This window comes from Microtetraspora glauca, assembly GCF_040656155.1.
Taxonomy (GTDB): domain Bacteria; phylum Actinomycetota; class Actinomycetes; order Streptosporangiales; family Streptosporangiaceae; genus Microtetraspora; species Microtetraspora glauca.
The window spans coordinates 47,865-69,404 of record NZ_JBFALK010000023.1; the positions used below are offsets into that span (position 1 = coordinate 47,865).

The following is a 21,540-nucleotide window of genomic DNA, read 5'->3' on the forward strand; positions in this document are numbered from 1 at the left end:
ACACGTCGACCCCCGCCGCGCGAACGCGCGGCGGGGGTCGACGTGTGAACGAGCCAGTGCGCTCATTCGAGTGGTTCGAGTGGTTCGAGGTGCGGCCGGTCAGTTCGTCACGCGGTAGACGTCGTAGACGCCCTGGATGTTGCGCACCGCCTTGAGCACGTGGCCGAGGTGCTTGGGATCGCCCATCTCGAAGGTGAACTTGCTCACCGCGACGCGGTCCCTGCTGGTGGCCACCGTGGCGGACAGGATGTTCACGTGCTGGTCGGACAGGGTCCGGGTGACGTCCGACAGGAGCCGGGGCCGGTCCAGTGCCTCGACCTGGATCGCGACGAGGAAGACCGAGTCGTCTCCCGGCGCCCACGACACCTGCACGAGCCGGTCGGGCTGCTCGTTGAGCTGCTCCACGTTCGGGCAGTTGTTCCGGTGGACCGAGACCCCGTGCCCGCGCGTGACGAAGCCCACGATGTCGTCTCCGGGGACCGGCGTACAGCACCGCGACAGCCGTACCCACACGTCCGGGTCGCCGGCGACGTTGACACCGGCGTTGGAACCTCCCCTGGGGCGTCCTCTGAGCTTCGTGGGGACCGCCGCCTCGGCGATGTCCTCCTCTGCCCCCTCGACGCCTCCGAGGGACTGCACGAGCTTCTGGACGACCGCCTGGGCACCGGAGTGGCCCTCGCCCACCGCCGCGTAGAGCGCGGACACGTCGGGGTACCTGAGGTCGCGGGCGAGCGCGAGGAGCGCCTCCCCCGACATCAGGCGCTGGAGCGGCAGCCCCTGCTTGCGCATCGCCCGCCCGATGGCCTCCTTGCCGGCCTCGATCGCGGTCTCCCTGCGCTCCTTGGAGAACCACTGGCGGATCTTGTTGCGGGCCCGGCCGCTCTTGACGAACTTCAGCCAGTCGCGGGACGGTCCGGCGTCCGGGGACTTGGAGGTGAAGATCTCCACCGTGTCGCCGTTGCCCAGCCGGGACTCCAGCGGCACCAGGCGGCCGTTGACCCTGGCTCCGATGCAGCGGTGCCCCACCTCGGTGTGCACGGCGTACGCGAAGTCGACGGGGGTGGCGCCCTCGGGCAGCGCGATCACCTGGCCGCGCGGCGTGAAGACGAACACCTCCGAGACCGACAGGTCGAAGCGCAGCGACTCCAGGAACTCGCCCGGGTCGGAGGTCTCCTTCTGCCAGTCGAGGAGCTGGCGCAGCCAGGCCATGTCGTTGACCTGCTTCCCCTTGGCCGCCGGGCCGGGGGCGCCGTTCATCTCCTCCTTGTACTTCCAGTGGGCGGCCACGCCGTACTCCGCCCGGTGGTGCATGGCGCGGGTGCGGATCTGCAGCTCGATCGTCTTGCCCTCTGGCCCCATGACCGTCGTGTGCAACGACTGGTACATGTTGAACTTGGGCATCGCGATGTAGTCCTTGAACCGCCCGGGCACCGGCCTCCACTGGGCGTGGATCGTTCCGAGGGCCGCGTAGCAGTCGCGCACGGTGTCCACCAGTACGCGGATGCCCATCAGGTCGTAGATCTCCTCGAACGCGACGTCCTTGGCGATCATCTTCTGGTAGATCGAGTAGTAGTGCTTCGGGCGGCCCTTCACCGTCGCCCTGATCTTGGCCTCGCGCAGGTCGCCGGAGACCTTCTCGATCACGTCCTGCAGGAACAGGTCCCGGCGCGGCGCGCGCTCGGACACCATCCGGGCGATCTCGTCGTACCGCTTCGGATAGAGCATGGCGAACGCGAGGTCCTCCAGCTCCCACTTGATGGTGTTCATGCCGAGCCGGTGGGCCAGGGGCGCGAAGATCTCCAGCGTCTCGCGGGACTTCTGCTGCCGCTTGTGCTCGGGGAGGTAGCGCATCGTGCGCATGTTGTGCAGCCGGTCGGCGAGCTTGATGACCAGCACCCGGATGTCGCGCGCCATGGCGACGACCATCTTCCTGACGGTCTCCGCCTGCGCCGCGTCGCCGAACTTGACCTTGTCCAGCTTGGTGACGCCGTCGACGAGCAGGGCGATGCTCTCGCCGAAGTCGGCGCGCAGCTCCTCGAGGCTGTAGGCGGTGTCCTCCACGGTGTCGTGCAGGAGCGCGGCGCAGAGCGTCTCGTCATCCGTGCCGAGCTCGGCCAGGATCGTCGCCACGGCCAGCGGGTGCGTGATGTAGGGATCGCCGCTCTTGCGCTTCTGGTCGCGGTGGTGGTGCGCGGCGACATCGTACGCGCGCTCGATCAGCCGGAGGTCCGCCTTGGGATGGGTCGCGCGAACCGTCTTGAAGAGCGGTTCCAGAACCGGATTCATAGCACCCCACTGCCCCCCGAACCGCGCCCGCCGGCGTCGCACGGCAGGCGCGGGTCTCTCCTCCGCGGCCTCCGATGCGTCGCGCGCGGCTACGGTCTCCTCGGCCTCGGCGGGCCGGGATTCGCTCCGGGCCCGCACGCCGTCGGGCACGACCACATCACGGGGCACACAGACTCCTCACGTCGAGTCCAGGCTCCCCAGTGTATCCGCGTCGTCTGCCCGCTTTTCGCCTGGATGCGCCCGAATCAGACGACCACCAGGGAACGGACCTCCAGACCAGGCAGCCGGTCACGGCCGGAGAGGAAGGACAGCTCCATCAGGACGGACACCGCGACGACGTGGGCGCCCGATCTCCTGACCAGCTCCACCGTCGCGTTCGCCGTGCCGCCCGTGGCGAGCACGTCGTCCACGATCAGCACCCGCTCACCCGGAACGAAGGCATCGGTGTGCACTTCCACCGTCGCGGAGCCGTACTCCAGATCATAGTTCGCCGCGAGCGTCTGGGCAGGCAGTTTGCCCTTCTTGCGTACGGGGACGAACCCGGCTCCCGCCCGGTACGCCACCGGGGCGGCCAGGATGAAGCCGCGTGCCTCGATGCCGACCACCTTGTCGAACGTCAGGCCGCTTCCCAGCTCATCCACGACCTGCACGAACGCGCCATGATCGGCCAGCAGCGGGGTGATGTCCTTGAACAGGACTCCCGGCTTCGGGTAGTCGGGAACGTCCCGGATCAGGGAAACCCACTCAGTCATTTCCAACCCACTTCATGAGGACGGCGCCCCCGCGTCCCTCCCATGATGCCGGGCATCCCGGGAGGCGGCACAGGAGCGCCGTCACCGTCTCTGTCTGACTAACGCTTCTTGCGCTTTCCGTCATCCGTGGTCGCGACCCCGTTCTGGGATCCCGCCACCACGGGCTGCTTGGCGCTCGCGGCCGCCGCCTTGGCGACGGACGCCTCCCGCTGGGCCACGCGTTCGGCGAGCTTCCGCCACTGCGGCTCGCGCTCCTTCAGCGTGACCAGGATCGGCGTGGCCACGCAGAGCGAGGAGTAGGTGCCGACGATCATTCCGACGAAGAGCGCCAGGGAGAGGTCCTTCAGCGTCCCGGCGCCGAGCAGCGTGGTCCCGATGAACAGGATCGCCGCCACCGGCAGGATCGCGACCAGCGAGGTGTTCAGCGAGCGGATCAGCGTGTGGCTGAGCGCGTTGTTCGCGGCCTGCGTGTAGGTCATCTTCGCGCTCGTGCCGAGCTTGCCCGTCACCTCCTTGATCATGTCGAAGACGACGACCGCGTCGTACAACGAGTAACCGAGGATCGTGAGGAAGCCCAGCATGGTGGCCGGGGTGACCTCGAAGCCCGACCAGGCGTAGATGCCGGCCGTGATCACGAGGTCGTGCACGAGGGCCACGATGGCGGCGAGCGCCATCCGCCACTCGAACGCGAGGCTGAGGTACAGCATGATCGCGAGCATGAAGACGGCCAGGCCGATCCATGCCTTCTGCATGACCTCGCCACCCCAGGTGGCACCGATGACCTGGGTGCTGACATCGTCGGCCTTGAGGTGGTACTTGTCCGCGACGGCCTGCTGGACCTTGGGAACCTCGTTGGTGTCGAGGCTCTCGGTGGTGACCCGCCAGTTCGGCCCGGCCTCCTGGACGATGACCTGGTGGACACCCGCGTCCTTGATGGTCGTCCTGACCTCCTCGACGCTCGAGTTCGTGGCGCGGGGGAAGTCGAAGACCGACCCGCCCTTGAACTCCACGCCGAGGTTGAGGCCGTGGACGACCATGCCGACAATGGAGACGATCATCAGCAGGGCCGAGAGGCCGTACCAGAGCTTCCGCTTGCCGACGAAGTCGATGTTGATGTCGCCGCGGTACAGGCGGCTGATAATGCCCGGCATCACGCCTCCTGCAGGTGCTCGGCACCGCTGTTGGTACGGCCCATGCGCTCGGCGTCGAGACCGGACAGCTTGTGGCCCTTGGAGAAGAACTTCATCCTGGCGGCCAGCGACATGAGGGGCTTGGTGAACAGGAAGACCACGACGATGTCGATGAGCGTGGTCAGGCCCATGGCGAACGCGAATCCGGCGACGCCGCCGACCGCGAGGAAGTAGAGCACCACCGCGGCGATGAACATGACCGCGTCGGCGACCAGGATCGTCCGCTTCGCCCGCCGCCAGGCGACCTCCACGGCGGCGCGGAGGGTGCGGTGGCCTTCCTTCATCTCGTCACGGATGCGTTCGAAGTAGACGATGAACGAGTCCGCGGTGATGCCGATCGAGACCACGAGGCCGATGATGTGCGGCAGCGACCATCGGAAGCCGACGTTCGCGCTGAGGACGGCCACCGAGAAGTAGGTGACGATCGTCGCGATGCCGAGGCTCGCGATGCCGATGGCGCCCAGACCTCGGTAGTAGAGCAGCAGGTAGAGCATGACGATCAACAGGCCGATGGCGCCGGAGACGAGACCGCCGCGGAGCTGGTCCTGGCCGAGTGTGGACGAGACCGAGACGACGGAGCTCTGCACGAACTTGAGCGGCAGCGCGCCGTACTTGAGCTGGTCGGCCAGTTCGGTCGCGCTCTGCTGGTTGAAGCTGCCCGAGATCTCGGTCTTGCCGCCGGGGATCCGGCCGTTCGAGGCGGGAGCCGTGATCACCAGTCCGTCGAGGACGACGCCGATCTGGTTGCGCGGCGGCTGCGCGCCGAACGCCTTGGCGGTGAGGTCGCTCCACTGCGACGCGCCCTGGCTCTTGAAGTCGAGGTTGACGACCCACTCGCCGGTGTCCTGGCGCACGCCCGCCGACGCGGTGGTGATCTGCGAACCCTGGACCGCGGCCTTGTCGAGGATGTACCTCGCGCTGCCGTCCTGGCTGCAGGCCACGATCTGCTTGTTCGGATCGTCCTGGGCGCCCTGGCCCCTGTTCTTCGCGGTGCAGTCGATCGTCCGGAACTTCTGCAGCGCGGCCGGGTCGATGCCGCTGAGGTCCTGCCCGGCGAGCGGGTCCTCCTCGCTCGGCGCGACCGACGGGGTGGGCGACGGGGTCGCCTTGGCTCGTGTCCCCGCGCCGGTCTTCTCACCGGTCGCGGTATGCGACCTGGCGCGCCTCGTCACGGTGGGCGTCGGAGTCGGCTCGGCGAGAGCCTTCGACAGCGCGCGACCGGCGGGCGAGGTCCCGGTGGACGGGGTGACGGCGGACGGGCTCGGCGTGGCGGCCGTGGTGGGCAGTGTGGTCGGCGGCGTCGTGGCCGCGGCGACCGCGAGCACCTGGCGGAAGCGCATCTCCGCCGTGGTGGCGACCAGCTTGATGGCCTCGTCACGGCCGGCGCCGGGCACCGAGATGACGATGTTGTCGCCGGATCTGGCGACCTCCGCGTCCGAGATGCCGGTGCCGTTCACGCGGTCCCGGATGATGTTGACGGCCCGGTCGAGGCTCTCCTGCGGAGGCGCCTTGCCGTCGGTGGTCACGGGCGACAGCGTCACCGTCGTGCCACCCGCGAGATCGAGACCGAACTTGGGGACGAATGCCTTCTGCAAGGCGATCGTCGCCCCCATGGCGAGGATGATCGCCAGAAGAACCAGGAGCGTGCGTCCCGGCTTGATCTGGCTACTGGTCGGTGGGGCCACTGGTGGTCGATTCTTTCGTCAAGGGATCTTCAGTGAGCGTACTCAGGACTGCTTGGTGCTCGAATCCTTGGCGCCCCCGTCATCGGGGGTCTCGGTCACCGGCTCGTCCTTGTCTTTCTGAATGTCCTCATGGGCGTCCTTCTGAACGCCCTCTTCCGCCACGGACTGGGCAGAATCCGGCTCGGCGTCGTCAGCGTCCTCAACGGGAGTGACAACGCGGCCGATCGCCGCCTTGACCCATCGCGTCTCCACGCCAGGCGCGATCTCCAGGATGACGTCCTCGTCCTGAAGGCCCACCACGGTGCCGAACAGACCGGTGGTCGTCATGACCCGTGCGCCCGGAGCGAGCGAGTTCTGCATGGACAGCTGCTCCTGCTGCCGCTTGCGCTGCGGGCGGATCAGCAGGAAGTAGAACACCACTACCAGCAAGATCAGTGGCAGAAACGTCCCAAGCGGGTTGTTGCCCACGGGGGCCACCCTTTCCATTACGTGATGAACCGGCTTGACGCCGGAGGTCCAGTTTCGCGTTTGAGCGCGGCTGCCACGTCACTGAGAAGCGTCAGCGTAAGCGGCCAGTCAAGCCACGCAGTGTAGGCGAGCCGCTCGAAGAGCGGCAACGAACCCACGATATGGCACGCGGGAAAGTGCCCATTTCAGCGTCTTTGCAACCGATCTGTGACCATGCGCGGGCAGTACGCCCTTGGCGTCCGACTTCCATCCCCCCGATATTTCCGCCTCTTTCATGAAATGTACGGCTTTCACGCGCAGGCATTCAGGGCTCCGAGATGTTCTGCTGATCCTCCAGGAGCACCGGAACGGCACCGAAGGCGTCGGGCGGCGGCACCAGCCCGAGGTGCGCCCAGGCCGCCGCCGTCGCCACGCGACCCCGCGGGGTGCGGGCGAGCAGGCCCTGCCGTACGAGGAACGGCTCGGCCACGACCTCCACGGTCTCCGGCTCCTCCCCCACCGCCACCGCCAGCGTGGACAGCCCCACCGGACCACCGCCGAACTTGCGCAGCAGCGCCCCCAGGACCGCGCGGTCGAGCCGGTCGAGCCCCTCGGCGTCCACCTCGTAGAGGTTGAGAGCCGCGGCCGCGATCTCCCGTGTGATCACTCCTTCGGCCCGGACGTCGGAGAAGTCGCGGACCCGCCGGAGCAACCGGTTCGCGATGCGGGGCGTGCCGCGCGAGCGGCGGGCGATCTCGTGCGCGCCCTCACCGGGCAGCTCGACGGACAGCAGCCGCGCCGACCGGTGCAGGACCTGCTCCAGCTCCGCCGCCTCGTAGAAGTCCATGTGGGCGGTGAACCCGAAGCGGTCGCGCAGCGGCGCGGGGAGCAGGCCCGCCCGCGTGGTCGCCCCGACCAGCGTGAACGGCGCGATGTCCAGCGGGATGGAGGTGGCGCCCGGGCCCTTGCCGACGACGATGTCGACCCGGAAGTCCTCCATCGCGAGGTAGAGCATCTCCTCGGCGGGCCGGGCCATCCGGTGGATCTCGTCGATGAAGAGGACCTCGCCCTCGGCCAGCGTCGAGAGGATCGCGGCCAGATCGCCGGCCCGCTCCAGAGCCGGACCCGAGGTCATCCGGAGCGGCGCGCCCAGCTCTGCCGCGATGATCATGGCGAGCGTCGTCTTGCCCAGGCCGGGGCCGCCGCTCATCAGCACGTGGTCCGGCGGGCGGTTGCGGCGCAGGGCGCTCTCCAGCACCAGCGAGAGCTGCTCCCTCACCCGCCCCTGGCCGATGAACTCCTCCAGCCGCCGGGGCCGCAGCGCCGCCTCGATCGCGTGCTCGTCGCCCTCGGCGTCGGGCGACACCAGGTCTCGCTCCATGCTCACGACGGTCTCCCCGGGATCGGCGGGCGCGCTGAAGGTTTCACCGGACGGCTCACCGGACACTCAGCGCGCGCAGGGCCGACTTGAGTAGCGCGGCGACCTGGGGCGCCCGGCCGGCGGCCACTTCGGCGTCCGCCTCGGGGGCCACGGCGGCGACGGCCTCGTCGGCGTCCCTGGTGGAGTAGCCGAGGCCGACCAGGCCGGAATGGACCTGATCGCGCCAGGCGGGAACCGGAGCCCCGCCGCCCAGCGCGGCGTTGACCGCCTCGTCGGGCGTGCCCAGCTTGCCCTTGAGTTCGAGCACGATGCGCTGGGCGCCCTTCTGGCCGATGCCGGGCACCATGGTCAGCGCCTTGATGTCGGCGCTGGCGACGGCCACCCGCAGCGCGCTCGGCGTGTGCACGGCCAGCATGGCGAGCGCGATGCGCGGCCCGACGCCGCTGGCGGTCTGGAGCATCTCGAACACGGTGCGCTCGTCGTCGGAGGCGAAGCCGTACAGGGTGAGCGACTCCTCGCGGACGACCAGCGAGGTCGCGAGCCTGCCGGGCTCACCCACCCGCAGGCCGGCCAGCGTGCCAGGGGTGCAGTGGACCAGGATGCCCACCCCGCCCATCTCGATCACGGCGGCGTCCGGCCCGATGCCGGTCACCCGGCCCGCCACGGATGCGATCACTGCGCGCTCCCTCCCCCATCGGCCCGCCCGGCCTCGCGGTCCCCAGTCCTACCAGAGGATGCCGACATCCGATGCGCCCCGCTCATCGGCCGGCTCCGGGGTGGCGATAACCGGGCTGCAGCGCGATGTTCGCCCCCGGACCGCCTCTCTTGGCGAGGGCCTGCGCCTGGGCCAGGGCCAGCCGGTTCTGCACGCCCCCGCGCCAGACGTGGCAGATGGCGAGGGCCAGCGCGTCGGCGGCGTCGGCCGGCTTGGGCATGGCGTCCAGCCTCAGCAGCCGGGTGACCATGGTGCCGACCTGCTTCTTGTCGGCGTTGCCGTTCCCGGTGATGGCGGCCTTCACCTCGCTCGGCGTGTGCAGCGCGACCGGCAGGCCCCGGCGCGCGGCGCAGGTGATGGCGACCGCGGACGCCTGTGCGGTGCCCATCACGGTGCGCACGTTGTGCTGGGCGAAGACGCGTTCCACGGCCACCGCGTCCGGCCGGATCTCGTCGAGCCAGCGCTCGATCCCGGCCTCGATGGCGACCAGCCGTGAGCCGATGTCGTCATCGGCGGGCGTGCGGACCACCCCGACGGCGACCATGCGAAGCGCGGCGCCGGGACGGCCCTCGACCGCTCCGAGGCCGCATCGGGTCAGCCCCGGATCGACTCCCATCACCCTCAGCTCGGGCAATCGCACCGGCACGCCTCCCCCGGATCCGTTCTTCGCCGAACATGTGTTCGGCGAAGAACTCTACTCCGGGCGGGGGCGCTAGATCGCCGGTAACGCGGAATCAGAAGTAGTCGATCATGTACGCCGCGCAACGGAAGGCCGAGTCGAGCGCCTCGTCGTCCTCGGCGGAGCCGCCCGTGACCAGGCCGGTACGGCGCAGCGTGGCCGTGGGGACGCCGGCGAACAGCGCGGACAGGCCGCCGACCGTGAAGGTGGGCCCTCCCCCGTCCGCGACGGCGGTGGCGGTGCCCGATCCCGCGGAGACCTCCAGCCGCCAGGAGCCGGAGTTCGACGGGCGTTGCGCGTCCTCGACGTGGACGACGGCGTCCAGCGAGACTCCCGCCGGGAAGCCGCGCCGGGCGACGGCGGCGGGGAGGTCGATCAGGCGGAACATCCAGCGTGTCTGCCTGATCTCGTCCTGCGACCGCTCGCGGATCAGCCAGAGCAGGGGGTCCTGCGGCTCGACGCACGCCGTGACCGACTTGGCGATCGAGGAGGCCGTGCCGACCAGCGACCACAGGGCCCGCGTCGTCGCCTCGGATCCGGCCACGCAGCCGTCGACCTCGATGTCCTTGCCGCTCCACCGGTAGATCACGAAACCGTCGTCGGCGATGTAGCAGAAGTCGTCCTCCTCGGCCAGCCACAGGCGCCACGTGCGCTCGTCGTAGCAGAGCGGGCCGGACGCGCGGGTGGAGGCGTAGACCCGCCCCATCGTCGCGATGAGCTCGGGCGCGTCGTCCGGGCCCATCCGGCGCAGCTTGACGTCGGCGCCGCCCGCGCCCAGCGCGCGCAGCGTCTCGGTGGGGAGGGTCGTCCGGCTCAGGCCGCCCGCGTGCTCCCAGCCCATGCCGCGATAGAGCGGCGTGGTGGCCGGATAGAGGGCGGAGACGACGTGACCGAGCTCGGCCGCCCGGTCGATGGTCGCCCGCATGATGAGGCGGCCCACACCGCGGCCCCGGTCCTCCGGAGCGACCGTGACGCCCGCGACGCCGCCCATCGACATCGGCCGGCCGTGCCACCACTGGGTGTAGGCGTTGATCCGCGCGGTGGCGACCAGCCGGGAGCCGTCGAAAGCGCCGATGTAGCGCCCCTCCGGCAGGAACGGCGCCACCATCTTGCGCCAGGTCTCGGCGTCTCCGCCGGAAAGAGGGCCGAAGGCGCGCTTGCGGTTGTCGAGTACCGCGTCGAGATCGTCGGCGGTCAGGTCACGGATGTCCACGATCGGCCAAACTATGCCGGTGGGCGGCCCGCCGCCAACCGGTTTTCCGTGCCGCCCGTGCCGTACCCGTCGTGGTCACGCGATGACCGGGACGACGGCGCGGGCGGCGGACCGGCGGGAGGCGCCTACGCCTCCAGCCTCTCCATGATCTCGTCGGAGACGTCGAAGTTCGCCCAGACGTTCTGCACGTCGTCGCTGTCCTCGAGCGCGTCGATGAGGCGGAAGACCTTGCGCGCGCCCTCCTCGTCGAGCGGGATGTTCATGCTGGGCAGGAAGCTCGCCTCGGCGGACTCGTAGTCGATCCCCGCGTCCTGGAGCGCCGTGCGCACCGGGATCAGGTTCGTCGCCTCGGACACGACCTCGAACGCCTCGCCGAGGTCGTTGACCTCCTCGGCGCCCGCGTCGAGGACGGCCATCAGCACGTCGTCCTCGGAGAGGTCGCCGGCCCTCGGCACCAGGACGACGCCCTTGCGGTTGAACATGTACGACACCGAGCCGGGGTCGGCCAGCGAGCCGCCGTTGCGGGTCAGCGCGACGCGGACCTCGGACGCCGCCCGGTTGCGGTTGTCGGTGAGGCACTCGATCAGCACGGCCACGCCGCCGGGGGCGTAGCCCTCGTACATGATGGTCTGCCAGTCGGCGCCGCCGGCCTCCAGGCCGCCGCCGCGCTTGCGCGCCCGCTCGATGTTGTCGATGGGCACGGAGTTCTTCCGCGCCTTGGTGATCGCGTCGTACAGCGTCGGGTTACCGTCCGGGTCGGGGCCGCCGGTCCGGGCCGCGACCTCGATGTTCTTGATGAGCTTGGCGAACAGCTTTCCGCGCTTGGAGTCGAGCGCGGCCTTCTTGTGCTTCGTCGTCGCCCATTTGGAGTGGCCGGACATCGCCTAGAACTCCCTCACCATTTCGACAAAATACGAGTGCACTCGCGCGTCACCCGTCAGCTCCGGGTGGAAGGACGTCGCGAGCAGAGGTCCCTGTCGGACCGCGACGATCCTACCCCCGGGCTCCGCCCGGCCCAGCACCTCCACGTCGGGTCCGATCGACTCGACCCACGGCGCGCGGATGAAGACGGCCCGGACGCGGCCCTTGGCCGCGAAGTCGAGATCGGCCTCGAAGGAGTCGACCTGGCGGCCGAAGGCGTTGCGGCGCACGACCATGTCGATGCCGCCCAGCGTCTCCTGGCCGTCGACGCCGCCCTCGATCCGGTCGGCCAGCATGATCATCCCCGCGCAGGAGCCGTACGTGGGCAGGCCGTCCTTGATCCGTAGCCGGAGCGGTTCGAGCAGGTCGAACGCGGTCGCGAGCTTCCACATCGTGGTCGACTCGCCGCCGGGGAGCACCAGCGCGTCGACCGCGTCCAGTTCGCTCCTGCGGCGTACGGCCATCGCCCTGGCACCCGCGGCCTCGATGGCGCGGGCGTGCTCGCGCACGTCGCCCTGGAGGGCGAGCACGCCGATCAGCGGCGCAGTCGTCACGATCATCCTTTCGTCAGCGGTGGTCCCAGCGTAGAACCAAGGCGCAGAACGCCCCAAACCGCACGTTTTATGCCTGTGCGGGCGACGCGTCCTGGAAGGTGTGATCGACGTCGACGTGGTCCAGGGTGGCCAGGTGGTGCCGCCGGGCGTACAGGATCGCGATGCCGACGAGGCAGCAGGCCGCGCCCACGTAGTACGGCACGGCGTCCCCGAACTCCTCGCCCAGCTTGGTCACGATGTACGGCGCGAGCGCGCCGCCCATCCAGCGGACGAAGTTGTATCCGGCCGAGGCGACGGGACGCGGCGCGTCGGACACCTCCATCGCGGCCTCGGTGAAGATCGTGTTGTTGAACCCGATGGGAATGCCGCACAGGATGACGAAGACGACCGTCCCGGCCTGCCCGGAGAGCGCGATGCCCACCTGGAGGACGGCCAGCAGCCCGAGGGAGAGGAAGAGCACCCGGACCGACCCGAGGCGGCGCTGCAGCCAGGGAGCCCCGAAGACGGAGGCCAGCGCGACGCACACGCCCCAGCCGAAGAACACCGCGCCGATGCCGTACGCCGACATGCCGAGGATGAACGGCGTGAACGCCAGCACGGTGAAGAACGCGAAGTTGTAGAAGAGCGCGGTGAAGGCGGTGGTGGACAGGCCGCCGTGGGCGAGGGCGCGGATCGGATCGCCCAGCCGGGTCCGTGCGGCGGGCTTCGGCGTCGCCGCGAGCATGGTCACGATCAGGACGAAGCCGACGGCCATCAGCGTCGCGGTGCCGAAGAAGGGCGCCCGCCAGTTCCAGTCGCCCAGGAGCGCCCCGACCAGCGGGCCGAGGGAGATGCCGAGGCCGAGGGCCGCCTCGTACAGGATGATGGCCTTCTCGGCGCCGCCGCTGGCCGCGCCGACGATCACCGCCAGCGCCGTGGCCACGAACAGCGCGTTGCCCAGGCCCCAGCCGGCGCGGAAGCCGACGAGCTGCCCGACCGTTCCGGACGTCCCGGCCAGTGCGGCGAAGACGATGACGAGCGCGAGACCGAGCAACAGGGTCCGCTTGCCGCCGATCCTGCTGGAGACCCAGCCGGTGACCAGCATCGCGACCGCGGTGACCAGGAAGTAGCTGGTGAACAGCAGCGACACCTGGCTCGGCGTGGCGTGCAGGCCCTGCGCGATCGAGGGGAGGATGGGATCGACGAGCCCGATCCCCATGAAGGCCACCACCGCGGCGAACGCCGTGGCCCAGACCGATACGGGCTGACGGAGGATCCCGCCGTTCTGCTGTGACACCGTGGGCTCCTTCAGCTCCGGCCGAGCTTGGCGAGGGCGGGCAGTGCGACGTCGATGGCGGCGCGCTCCTCCGGGGTGAGCGTGCTCAGCTGACGGGTGAGGTAGGCGATCCTGGACTGCCGGACGGCGTACAGGCGGGTGCGCCCCTCGTCGGTGAGTTCGACGGTGCGGACCCGCGCGTCGGCGGGATCGGCCGCGCGCGCCACCAGTCCGGCCTCCTCCAGCCGGTTGATCTGCACCGTCATCGTGGGGAGTTGCACCGCGTGCTCCTCGGCCAGCTCGGTCATCCGCCGGCCGCCGCCCTCCAGGGAGCCGAGCACGGAGTACTGCTGGGTGGTGATCGGCTGGCCCGCCGTCGTGCGGCGCAGTAGGAGCACCAGGTGGCGCAGCTCCCGGGACAGGCTCTCCGCCAGCCCTCGCGTGTCATCCGTCGTCATACTTAGCCATACTAACTTAGTCTGTCTAAGTATTCGCCCGGCGGGGTCCCCGGAAGAGGCGGAAGGACCCCACAGACGCGGAGACGGCGGCCCCGTGGTCGGGACCGCCGTCGCGCTCAGCCGTGTGGTGGCGTGATCACCAGCCGCGCTCGGCCAGCCGGTGCGGGACCGGGATGTCGTCGACGTTGATGCCGACCATCGCCTCGCCGAGACCGCGCGAGACCTTGGCGACCACGTCGGGGTCGTCGTAGAAGGTGGTGGCCTTGACGATGGCGGCGGCGCGCTTGGCCGGGTCACCGGACTTGAAGATGCCGGAGCCGACGAAGACGCCCTCGGCGCCGAGCTGCATCATCATCGCGGCGTCGGCCGGGGTGGCGATGCCGCCCGCGGTGAACAGCACGACCGGCAGCTTTCCGGCCTTCGCGACCTCGGCGACCAGCTCGTACGGTGCCTGCAGTTCCTTGGCGGCGACGTACAGCTCGTCCTCGGGGAGCGAGGTGAGCCGCCGGATCTCGGCGCGGATGGTGCGCATGTGGGTGACGGCGTTGGAGACGTCGCCGGTGCCGGCCTCACCCTTGGAGCGGATCATCGCGGCGCCCTCGGTGATGCGGCGCAGCGCCTCGCCCAGGTTGGTGGCACCGCAGACGTAGGGAACGGTGAAGCGCCACTTGTCGATGTGGTTGGCGTAGTCGGCCGGGGTCAGCACCTCGGACTCGTCGATGTAGTCGACGCCAAGCGCCTGCAGCACCTGGGCCTCGACGAAGTGGCCGATGCGGGCCTTGGCCATGACCGGAATGGAGACGGCGCCGATGATGCCCTCGATCATGTCGGGGTCGCTCATCCGGGAAACCCCGCCCTGGGCGCGGATGTCGGCGGGCACCCGCTCCAGCGCCATGACCGCGACCGCACCCGCGTCCTCGGCGATCTTGGCCTGCTCGGGCGTGACGACGTCCATGATGACGCCGCCCTTGAGCATCTCGGCCATGCCGCGCTTCACACGGGCGGTGCCGACGGCGGCGGTCTCGTTGACTTCGGGCGTGCTGCTGGACACGTTGCTACCTCACGACGGCGGACCAATGGATTCCACTCCATGTTAGGTCCTGACCGAAGCTTGGCCCGACGCGCCATCCTGTAAGGGTTCGGCCCGCTTTTTGTACGCCCCGCCCATCAGGAGCCCCAGGGGCTCCTCCGGTCACTCTGGTCAGGGTGCGACGGGCTTGCGCGAGGCGAGGACGACCCAGACCTGGCCGCGCGCGAACGGCATCGGCGTGCCGTCGGCCATGGTGTAGGTGGTGCCCTCCTCCTCCGAGGGGCGTTCCCACTTGACCTTGTAGGCCATGCCGTCCCGCAGCACGACGCCGGTGCCCTTGCCCACGGTGTGGACCATGGGTGTGTAGCTGCCGGTGAAGTCGTGGAACTCCGACCTGTCGGTCTTGACCCACTGGACCACGATCGTGGGCGCGCCCTGCTGGCCGCCCTCGGCGGCCATGTCCTTCTTGCCGTCCTGGCTGACCAGCCAGCGCTTCTGGGCCTCCGCCCAGGTGAACTCGAAGCGCGCCGCCGGGTAGCGCACGCGCACGCTCTTCTGCGGGACGCCACCGGCCGGGGGCTCGTCGGAGAACACGAATCCGATGTCGTCCGCCTTGGCCGCCTGGGACGCCTTGGCGAGCAGCTTCCTCGGGGTCCCGAAGAGGTTGTACGGCGCGTACCTGCCCGGCGCCCGGAAGTACGCGCCGGGCGCGCTGCTGTCGGACACGTCGAACAGCGACGCCTTCTGCACGTACGGGATCATCTTGGTCTGCACGCCGGAGTACGACAGGGCGGGCTTGCCGAACTGCGGCAGGATGTGCAGGTCGGAGATCCGGGCGCTGCGGACGGGGCCGACCTGGGCGGGCAGTTTGGAGGAGAAGATCGCCATGAGACGGGTGAGCCCGCCCTCGACCTGCTCGACGTAGACGATGTCGGCGCTGCGCACGCCCATCTGCGGCTTGCCCGCCGAGGTGTTCTCGATCTTCACGGCGAGCACCGGCCGGCGCTGGGCGACCGGCCGCCCGGTGAAGGGGTGTTCGGGTGGCGGGGTGGGAGACGGCGAGGCGGCCGCGGCCTGAGGCTGCGCGGCTGGCGCGGCGTCGCCGTCGGAGGAGCACGCCGCCCCGGCGAGAACCGCCCCCAGGCCGAGCGTGACACCGATCAACCGTTGCGCCCGCACTAGTCCTCAGCTCCTCCCTGGAGAGCCGGCCGGAGCGGCGACAGCCACGTCCGAACCGGCTCACGCCGCGAAACGGCAACGAGCTTACCGGCGCTAGATAGCAGATCCCTCTTGGAACGGTCAAAAGCCACTATTCCGCGGCGAGAGCCACCGGTGGAGCATCGTCGATCTCGAAGAACCGAGGATATTCGGTGTGCCCCGCCAGCCTCAGCGTCCGCGCCAGCCAGCGGCGTTGCGCCGTACGGGTGACGCCGACGGCGTTGTTGAAGAAGCGCCGGGAGTAGACGACCTTGGCGACCGCGGTGTCGATCTCCTCCAGCAGCGCGGGCCCCGCCGGATGCTCGGCCAGCTTCTCCCGGAACCGCTCCTGGTCCACGACCGCGCGCAGCGTCCGTGAAAGGTCGCTCTCGGCGTGCTCGCGCTCGTCCGGCCCCGCCGTACGGGCCTCGTGGGCGGAGGCCGCGAGCACGAGCGAGGTCGCGGGATCGAGGATGCGCGAACCGGCGAGTTCCAGGCAGACGGCGGCCCGCCGCAGGAGGGCGGCGTCGAGAGCGGCCTGCGCGGTCTCCAGCCGGATGTGCAGCCGGTCGAGCCGCCCGGCCCGCCAGGAGATGTAGACGGCGGTGAGCACGACGAGCACACCGACGACCAGGATCAGAACGGTGGTGGTCACGGTACGTCGTCCTCCACGACACCCGCGGCCGCGTCCGTCACGGTCTCGTAGACGCGCGACACGTCGCGGGCGACGGTCGACCAGTCGTACTTGCGTACCGCGTGACGCGCCTCGTCCGACAGCTTGGCCCGCCGCTCGGGATCGTCGAGCAGCCGGGCGGCCTCCTTGGCCAGCGCCTCGGGGTCGCCCGTCTCGAACAGCGCGCCGGCCTGCCCCTCCCCGAGCACCCGCCGGAACGCCGGGATGTCGCTGGCCAGGATGGGCGCCCCCGCGGACATGGCCTCGGTGAGCACGATGCCGAAGCTCTCGCCGCCGAGGTTGGGCGCGCAGAAGACGTCGACCGAGTGGTAGGCGCGGACCTTGTCGCCCTCGCTGACCATGCCGAGCAGCCCCACCCGGTCGTGGAACCTCTTCGGCACGCGTTCCAGCACGTCGGCCGCGTCACCGGGTCCGGCGATCAGCAGCCGGAGGTTCGGCCGGTCCTCGGCGAGGATCTCGAAGGCGGACAGCAGGACGGGCAGGCCCTTGCGCGGCTCGTCCATCCGGCCGAGGAAGCCGATGACGTCGCCGTCCGGCCCCCAGCCGGGCAGCGGCTCGGCCTCGGCGTACCGGCTGACGGTGACGCCGTTGGGGATCAGCACGGCGTCGCCGCCGAGGTGCTCGACCAGGGTCTTGCGCGCCGCGTCGGAGACCGCGATCCTCCCGGTGATCTTCTCCAGGGCGCTCTGCAGCATCGGCGCGGCCACCGACATGGCGCGGGACCGCTCGTAGGACGCGTGGAAGGTCGCGACGATCGGGCCGCGCGCGACCCAGCAGGCGAGCAGGCCGAGGGACGGCACCGCGGGCTCGTGCACGTGCAGCACGTCGAACCTGCCCTCGCGGATCCACTTGCGCACCCGCCCCGCCGACAGGAAGCCGAACGCCAGGCGGGCGACCGACCCGTTGTACGGCACGGGCACCGCGCGGCCCGCCGACACGACGTACGGCTCCAGCGGGGCGTCGTCACCCGCGGGAGCGATCACCGAGACGAAGTGGCCGTCGGCGATGAGCGCCTCGGCGAGGTCGCGGACGTGGGCCTGCACGCCTCCGGGGACCTCCCAGGTGTATGGGCAGACGATGCCGATCCTCATGCCCGTCCCCGCCTCCCCCCCGTCCCGTGCCGCGCCGCTCTCACGACGCGCCCTCACGACGCGCTCGCAGGTCGCGGCTCCAGGTCGTCGAGCCACAGCCGCTGGAGCATGTGCCAGTCCTCCGGGTGCTCCGCGATGCCCTTCTCGAAGACGTCCGCCATGCTCTGCGTCATCGCGGCGACCTTCTCCCGGCGGGTGCCCTCCTCCGGGACCGGGATCTCCTCGTGGATCCGCAGCCCCCAGTCGCGCCCCTCGAACCACAGGATGGCGGGCAGCAGCGCCGCGCCCGTCTGGATCGCGAGCAGCGCGGGCCCGGCCACCATGCGGGTCCGGGCGCCGAAGAACTCGACCTCCACCCCGGAGGCGGTCAGGTCGCGGTCGGCGGGCAGGCAGACCGGGCGGCCGGCGCGCAGCCGCTGGGCGAGCGTGCCGAACGCCATGCCGCTGCCGCCGTTCTTGCCGGTCAGCGGCAGGACCTCCATGCCGAGGGCCTCCCGGTAGGCCAGGAAGCGCTCGAACAGCGACTCCGGCTTGAGCCGCTCGGCCACGGTCGTGAACGGGTGTCCCTTGTGCACGAGCCAGGCGCCGGCGACGTCCCAGTTGCCCATGTGCGGCAGGGCGAGCACCACGCCGCGGCCCCTGCCGAGATTGTCGAAGATCACTTGCTCGCCGGTGGAGCGCATGCCGCCGAGGATGCGCTCGCGGCTCATCGCGGGGAGGCGGAACGCCTCGACCCAGTAGCGGAAGTAGGAGCGCAGGCCCGCCCGGCTGACCTCGCGTACGGAGGAGGCCGAGGCGTCGGCTCCGATCACCCTCGCCAGGTTGGACTCCAGCCGGCGTACGGACTTCCCCCGCCTGCGCCACATGACGTCGGCGATGACCTGGAAGATCCACCCGGCCACGCGCTCCGGCAGGTGGCGCGTCACCGCCCAGCCCGCGGAGTATCCCGCGGCGACGATCCGATCAGCAACGGATAGACGCCCTTGGGGGCGCTTCACCTCACCACCGCCTGTCGGTAGACGTGGACCATCCGCTGGACGACCGTGACCGCGCTCGCCGCTGCCAGCAGCCACAGCCCGATCGCCAGGATGTACGGCACGCCCAGGCCGGAGAGCCCCGAAGCCACGAGGATGACGGCGATCCGCTCCCCCCGCTCGGCTATGCCGACGTTCGCGGTCATCCCGAGCCCTTCCGCCCGAGCCTTGGCGTACGACACCAATGCTCCCGCGACAAGGCAGAAGAGCGCTACGCCCGCGAGGACGATCTCCCGCTCGTCCTCAAGGATGAAATGAAGGATGAGCCCGGAGAAGACGGCGGCGTCGCCGAGCCGGTCGAGTGTCGAGTCGAGGAAGGCACCCCACTTGCTGCCCGTGCCGCCGCTCATCCGGGCGAGCACGCCGTCGAGCAGGTCGGCGAGGACGAAGACGGTGATCGCGAGCGCCCCCCAGAAGAGGTGGCCCATGGGAAAGAGGATCAGCGCCGAGGCCACCACTCCCAGCGTGCCGACGGCGGTGACGACGTCGGGGGAGATTCCGTGGCGGGCGAGCAACCGCCCCAGAGGGGTCAGCACTCGGGTGACGGCGGGTCGCAGGACGTTCAGCATCGCGCTCCGATGGTAGGCCATGGAACACCTGGTGAGGCTCGCAAGCCCATTCCGTCGAAAGGTCTTGTGATCTGCGCCACATGGGTAAAAGGTGAAGAACACGCGCCTGGGATCCCCGACGGGGAGGACGGTCGGCCCGGCCTCGCCCGGCGGGTCCGCGAGGGCGAGGGGACGGGGCGCGCGCAGCGACGGCAGAGCGGCCGGCGCCCCCGGCCGCTCGTAGATCCGGGAGGCGAAGTGGCGGAGAAGGCGAACGGCGGCCAAGCAGGGGCCGCGGGCAGGGCACCCTCGGCCGATCGGCCGGACATGGTGCGTAATGTCGTGCTGGTCGGCCATTCCGGAGCCGGCAAGACCACGCTGATCGAGGCGTTGCTGGCGGCGGCGGGCACCATCCCTCGCGCCGGCCGGGTCGAGGAAGGCAGCACGGTCAGCGACTTCGACGAGGTGGAGGTGCGCCAGCAGCGCTCGGTCAACCTCTCCCTCGCCCCACTGGTGCACAACGGCATCAAGATCAATCTGCTGGACACGCCCGGATACGCCGACTTCGTCGGCGACCTGCGGGCCGGGCTGCGCGCGGCCGACGCCGCGCTCTTCGTCGTCTCCGCGGTCGACGGCGTGGACGGGCTCACCCGCATGCTCTGGGAGGAGTGCGGCCTCGTCGGCATGCCCCGCGCGGTGGTCATCACCAAGATCGACCACCACCGGGCCAACTTCGACGAGGTGCTCGCGACCTGCCAGGACGTGTTCGGCGACGGCGTCGCCCCGCTGTACCTGCCCGTCGACGGCAGGGGGCTGCTCGGGCTGCTGACCCAGCGGTTCCTCGACTATTCGGGCGGCCGCCGTACGGAACGGGAACCGGACCAGGAGCAGCTCGCCCTGATCGAGCAGTATCGCGGCGATCTGATCGAGGGGATCATCCAGGAGAGCGAGGACGAGTCCCTGATGGACCGCTACCTCTCCGGGGAGTCCATCGACACCAAGATCCTCATCGACGACCTGGAGAAGGCCGTCGCGCGGGGCAGCTTCCATCCGGTGCTGGCCGCCGCGCCGGGGACGGGCATGCTGGAGCTCCTCGAGATCATCACGCAGGGATTCCCGTCGCCCCTGGAGCACCCGCTGCCGGAGATCACCACGATCGACGGCAGGGCCGTGACGGACATCACCGGCGACCCCGACGGCCCGCTGGTGGCCGAGGTCGTCAAGACCACGAGCGACCCGTACGTCGGGCGGATCAGCCTGGTACGGGTCTTCTCCGGGACGCTGCGCCCGGACATGCTCGTCCACGTGTCCGGGCACGGCCTCGCCGACCGCGGGCACGAGGACCACGACGTGGACGAGCGCATCGGCGGCATCGGCTCGCCCCTGGGGAAGACGCAGCGTCCCGTCGCCAAGTGCGTGGCCGGGGACATCTGCGCGATCGCCAAGCTGTCCAGGGCCGAGACCGGGGACACGCTGTCGGACCGGGAGCGGCCGCTGCTGATGAAGGCGTGGACGATGCCCGACCCACTGCTGCCGGTCGCGATCAGGGCGAGGTCCAAGGCCGACGAGGACAAGCTCAGCCAGGCCCTGGCCCGCCTGGTGGCCGAGGATCCGACCCTCCGCCTGGAGAACAACCCGGAGACCCGTCAGCTCGTGCTCTGGTGCATGGGCGAGGCGCACGCCGACGTCCTGCTGGACCGGATGACCCGGCGGCACGGCGTGGAGGTGGAGCGGGTCCCGCTGCGGGTGCCGCTCCGTGAGACGTTCGGCGGCCGGGCCCAGGGCATGGGCAGGAACGTCAAGCAGACCGGCGGCCACGGGCAGTACGCCATCTGCCACATCGAGGTGGAGCCGCTGCCGTCCGGAGGCGGGCTGGAGTTCGTCGACAAGATCGTCGGGGGCGTGGTGCCCCGCCAGTTCATCCCGTCCGTGGAGAAGGGTGTCCGGGCGCAGATGGAGCGCGGGGTGGTGGCCGGATACCCCATGGTCGACATCCGGGTCACGCTGTACGACGGCAAGGCCCACTCCGTCGACTCCTCCGACATGGCCTTCCAGATCGCCGGGCAACTGGCGCTGAAGGAGGCGGCGGGAAAGGTGCCCACGCTGCTGCTCGAACCCGTGGACGAGGTCTCCGTACTGGTGTCCGACGAGTTCGTGGGCGCCATCATGTCGGACCTGTCCTCGCGCCGCGGCAGGGTGCTCGGCAGCGAGCCGGTCGGCACCGGACGCACGCTGGTCAAGGCCGAGGTGCCCGAACTGGAGATCACGCGGTACGCGGTCGATCTGCGGTCGATGTCCCACGGAACGGGGACGTTCCACCGGGACTTCCTGCGCTACGAACCGCTCCCGGCCCACCTCGCGGAGAAGGTGGCGGCGGCGGCCGAGCACTGATCCACCGGCGGCCGGGCCA

General features: G+C 70.3%; 20 protein-coding genes. 1 reads left to right on the forward strand and 19 read right to left on the reverse strand.

All coding sequences use genetic code 11. The features are described 5' to 3' along the window. Nucleotides 1–99: 99 nt before the first annotated feature. The 19 genes from AB0I59_RS33805 to pgsA all read right to left on the reverse strand — a co-directional run bounded on the left by AB0I59_RS33805 (nucleotide 100) and on the right by pgsA (nucleotide 19,151). Nucleotides 100–2,286 carry a RelA/SpoT family protein gene (locus AB0I59_RS33805; RefSeq protein WP_061257296.1) on the reverse strand — a complete coding sequence of 729 codons (2,187 nt, stop codon included), beginning with the start codon at nucleotides 2,284–2,286 and terminating at the stop codon, nucleotides 100–102. 245 nt (nucleotides 2,287–2,531) lie between these two features. Beyond that, entirely contained in the window at nucleotides 2,532–3,038 is a 507-nt protein-coding gene (locus tag AB0I59_RS33810; RefSeq protein WP_061257218.1) for an adenine phosphoribosyltransferase, read from the reverse strand. A gap of 98 nt (nucleotides 3,039–3,136) precedes the next feature. Then, nucleotides 3,137–4,189: a protein translocase subunit SecF gene (gene secF, locus AB0I59_RS33815; protein ID WP_358139374.1), complete on the reverse strand. Its 1,053-nt coding sequence runs from the start codon at nucleotides 4,187–4,189 to the stop codon at nucleotides 3,137–3,139. Continuing rightward, a complete protein-coding gene (gene secD, locus AB0I59_RS33820) occupies nucleotides 4,189–5,913 on the reverse strand; it encodes a protein translocase subunit SecD (RefSeq protein WP_358139377.1) in 1,725 nt (574 codons plus the stop codon). The genes secF and secD overlap by 1 nt, the downstream gene beginning before the upstream one ends. Nucleotides 5,914–5,955: 42 nt before the next feature. Beyond that, nucleotides 5,956–6,381, reverse strand: a complete 426-nt coding sequence (yajC, locus tag AB0I59_RS33825) for a preprotein translocase subunit YajC (protein ID WP_358139379.1) — start codon at nucleotides 6,379–6,381, stop codon at nucleotides 5,956–5,958. Nucleotides 6,382–6,685: 304 nt separating this feature from the next. Next, nucleotides 6,686–7,741: a Holliday junction branch migration DNA helicase RuvB gene (gene ruvB / locus AB0I59_RS33830; RefSeq protein ID WP_061257294.1), complete on the reverse strand. Its 1,056-nt coding sequence runs from the start codon at nucleotides 7,739–7,741 to the stop codon at nucleotides 6,686–6,688. 55 nt (nucleotides 7,742–7,796) lie between these two features. Further along, nucleotides 7,797–8,417, reverse strand: a complete 621-nt coding sequence (gene ruvA, locus AB0I59_RS33835) for a Holliday junction branch migration protein RuvA (protein ID WP_061257215.1) — start codon at nucleotides 8,415–8,417, stop codon at nucleotides 7,797–7,799. 82 nt (nucleotides 8,418–8,499) lie between these two features. After that, complete coding sequence (gene ruvC, locus AB0I59_RS33840) at nucleotides 8,500–9,081, reverse strand: crossover junction endodeoxyribonuclease RuvC (RefSeq protein WP_061257293.1); 582 nt, start codon at nucleotides 9,079–9,081, stop codon at nucleotides 8,500–8,502. Between the two features lie 109 nt (nucleotides 9,082–9,190). Beyond that, the gene (locus AB0I59_RS33845) at nucleotides 9,191–10,348 is read right to left on the reverse strand and encodes a GNAT family N-acetyltransferase (RefSeq protein WP_061257214.1); all 1,158 of its coding nucleotides are present in this window, start codon (nucleotides 10,346–10,348) and stop codon (nucleotides 9,191–9,193) included. Between the two features lie 125 nt (nucleotides 10,349–10,473). Continuing rightward, nucleotides 10,474–11,229: a YebC/PmpR family DNA-binding transcriptional regulator gene (locus AB0I59_RS33850; protein ID WP_061257213.1), complete on the reverse strand. Its 756-nt coding sequence runs from the start codon at nucleotides 11,227–11,229 to the stop codon at nucleotides 10,474–10,476. A 3-nt stretch (nucleotides 11,230–11,232) separates the two neighbouring features. Then, complete coding sequence (pdxT, locus tag AB0I59_RS33855) at nucleotides 11,233–11,823, reverse strand: pyridoxal 5'-phosphate synthase glutaminase subunit PdxT (protein ID WP_082777025.1); 591 nt, start codon at nucleotides 11,821–11,823, stop codon at nucleotides 11,233–11,235. Between the two features lie 67 nt (nucleotides 11,824–11,890). Beyond that, a complete protein-coding gene (locus tag AB0I59_RS33860) occupies nucleotides 11,891–13,099 on the reverse strand; it encodes an MFS transporter (RefSeq protein ID WP_061257211.1) in 1,209 nt (402 codons plus the stop codon). An 11-nt stretch (nucleotides 13,100–13,110) separates the two neighbouring features. Then, the gene (locus tag AB0I59_RS33865; protein WP_061257210.1) at nucleotides 13,111–13,536 is read right to left on the reverse strand and encodes a MarR family winged helix-turn-helix transcriptional regulator; all 426 of its coding nucleotides are present in this window, start codon (nucleotides 13,534–13,536) and stop codon (nucleotides 13,111–13,113) included. Nucleotides 13,537–13,672: 136 nt separating this feature from the next. Continuing rightward, on the reverse strand, nucleotides 13,673–14,587 hold the full coding sequence (gene pdxS, locus AB0I59_RS33870) for a pyridoxal 5'-phosphate synthase lyase subunit PdxS (protein WP_082777009.1): 915 nt from the start codon (nucleotides 14,585–14,587) through the stop codon (nucleotides 13,673–13,675). Between the two features lie 150 nt (nucleotides 14,588–14,737). Then, nucleotides 14,738–15,745, reverse strand: coding sequence for a DUF3048 domain-containing protein (locus AB0I59_RS33875; RefSeq protein ID WP_061257209.1), 1,008 nt, complete (start codon nucleotides 15,743–15,745; stop codon nucleotides 14,738–14,740). Between the two features lie 130 nt (nucleotides 15,746–15,875). Next, on the reverse strand, nucleotides 15,876–16,418 hold the full coding sequence (locus AB0I59_RS33880) for a hypothetical protein (RefSeq protein ID WP_061257208.1): 543 nt from the start codon (nucleotides 16,416–16,418) through the stop codon (nucleotides 15,876–15,878). Then, complete coding sequence (locus tag AB0I59_RS33885; protein ID WP_228645312.1) at nucleotides 16,415–17,548, reverse strand: glycosyltransferase family 4 protein; 1,134 nt, start codon at nucleotides 17,546–17,548, stop codon at nucleotides 16,415–16,417. The genes AB0I59_RS33880 and AB0I59_RS33885 overlap by 4 nt, the downstream gene beginning before the upstream one ends. Nucleotides 17,549–17,601: 53 nt before the next feature. Beyond that, a complete protein-coding gene (locus tag AB0I59_RS33890; protein WP_082777008.1) occupies nucleotides 17,602–18,546 on the reverse strand; it encodes a phosphatidylinositol mannoside acyltransferase in 945 nt (314 codons plus the stop codon). Continuing rightward, nucleotides 18,543–19,151 (reverse strand): phosphatidylinositol phosphate synthase, encoded by a 609-nt coding sequence (pgsA, locus tag AB0I59_RS33895; RefSeq protein ID WP_061257291.1) that lies wholly within the window; start codon nucleotides 19,149–19,151, stop codon nucleotides 18,543–18,545. The genes AB0I59_RS33890 and pgsA overlap by 4 nt, the downstream gene beginning before the upstream one ends. Before the next feature lie 237 nt (nucleotides 19,152–19,388). On the opposite strand from pgsA, the gene AB0I59_RS33900 reads away from it, so the two are divergent. After that, nucleotides 19,389–21,521: an elongation factor G-like protein EF-G2 gene (locus AB0I59_RS33900; RefSeq protein WP_358139388.1), complete on the forward strand. Its 2,133-nt coding sequence runs from the start codon at nucleotides 19,389–19,391 to the stop codon at nucleotides 21,519–21,521. Nucleotides 21,522–21,540 lie beyond the last annotated feature (19 nt).

Bases quoted from the DNA above. Each gene is read 5' to 3' on its own strand.
- AB0I59_RS33805 (WP_061257296.1), bottom strand. From the start codon at position 2,286: ATGAATCCGGTTCTGGAACCGCTCTTCAAGACGGTTCGCGCGACCCAT.
- AB0I59_RS33810 (WP_061257218.1), bottom strand. From the start codon at position 3,038: ATGACTGAGTGGGTTTCCCTGATCCGGGACGTTCCCGACTACCCGAAG.
- secF (WP_358139374.1), bottom strand. From the start codon at position 4,189: ATGCCGGGCATTATCAGCCGCCTGTACCGCGGCGACATCAACATCGAC.
- ruvB (WP_061257294.1), bottom strand. From the start codon at position 7,741: ATGGAGCGAGACCTGGTGTCGCCCGACGCCGAGGGCGACGAGCACGCG.
- AB0I59_RS33850 (WP_061257213.1), bottom strand. From the start codon at position 11,229: ATGTCCGGCCACTCCAAATGGGCGACGACGAAGCACAAGAAGGCCGCG.
- AB0I59_RS33865 (WP_061257210.1), bottom strand. From the start codon at position 13,536: ATGACGACGGATGACACGCGAGGGCTGGCGGAGAGCCTGTCCCGGGAG.
- AB0I59_RS33885 (WP_228645312.1), bottom strand. From the start codon at position 17,548: ATGAGGATCGGCATCGTCTGCCCATACACCTGGGAGGTCCCCGGAGGC.
- pgsA (WP_061257291.1), bottom strand. From the start codon at position 19,151: ATGCTGAACGTCCTGCGACCCGCCGTCACCCGAGTGCTGACCCCTCTG.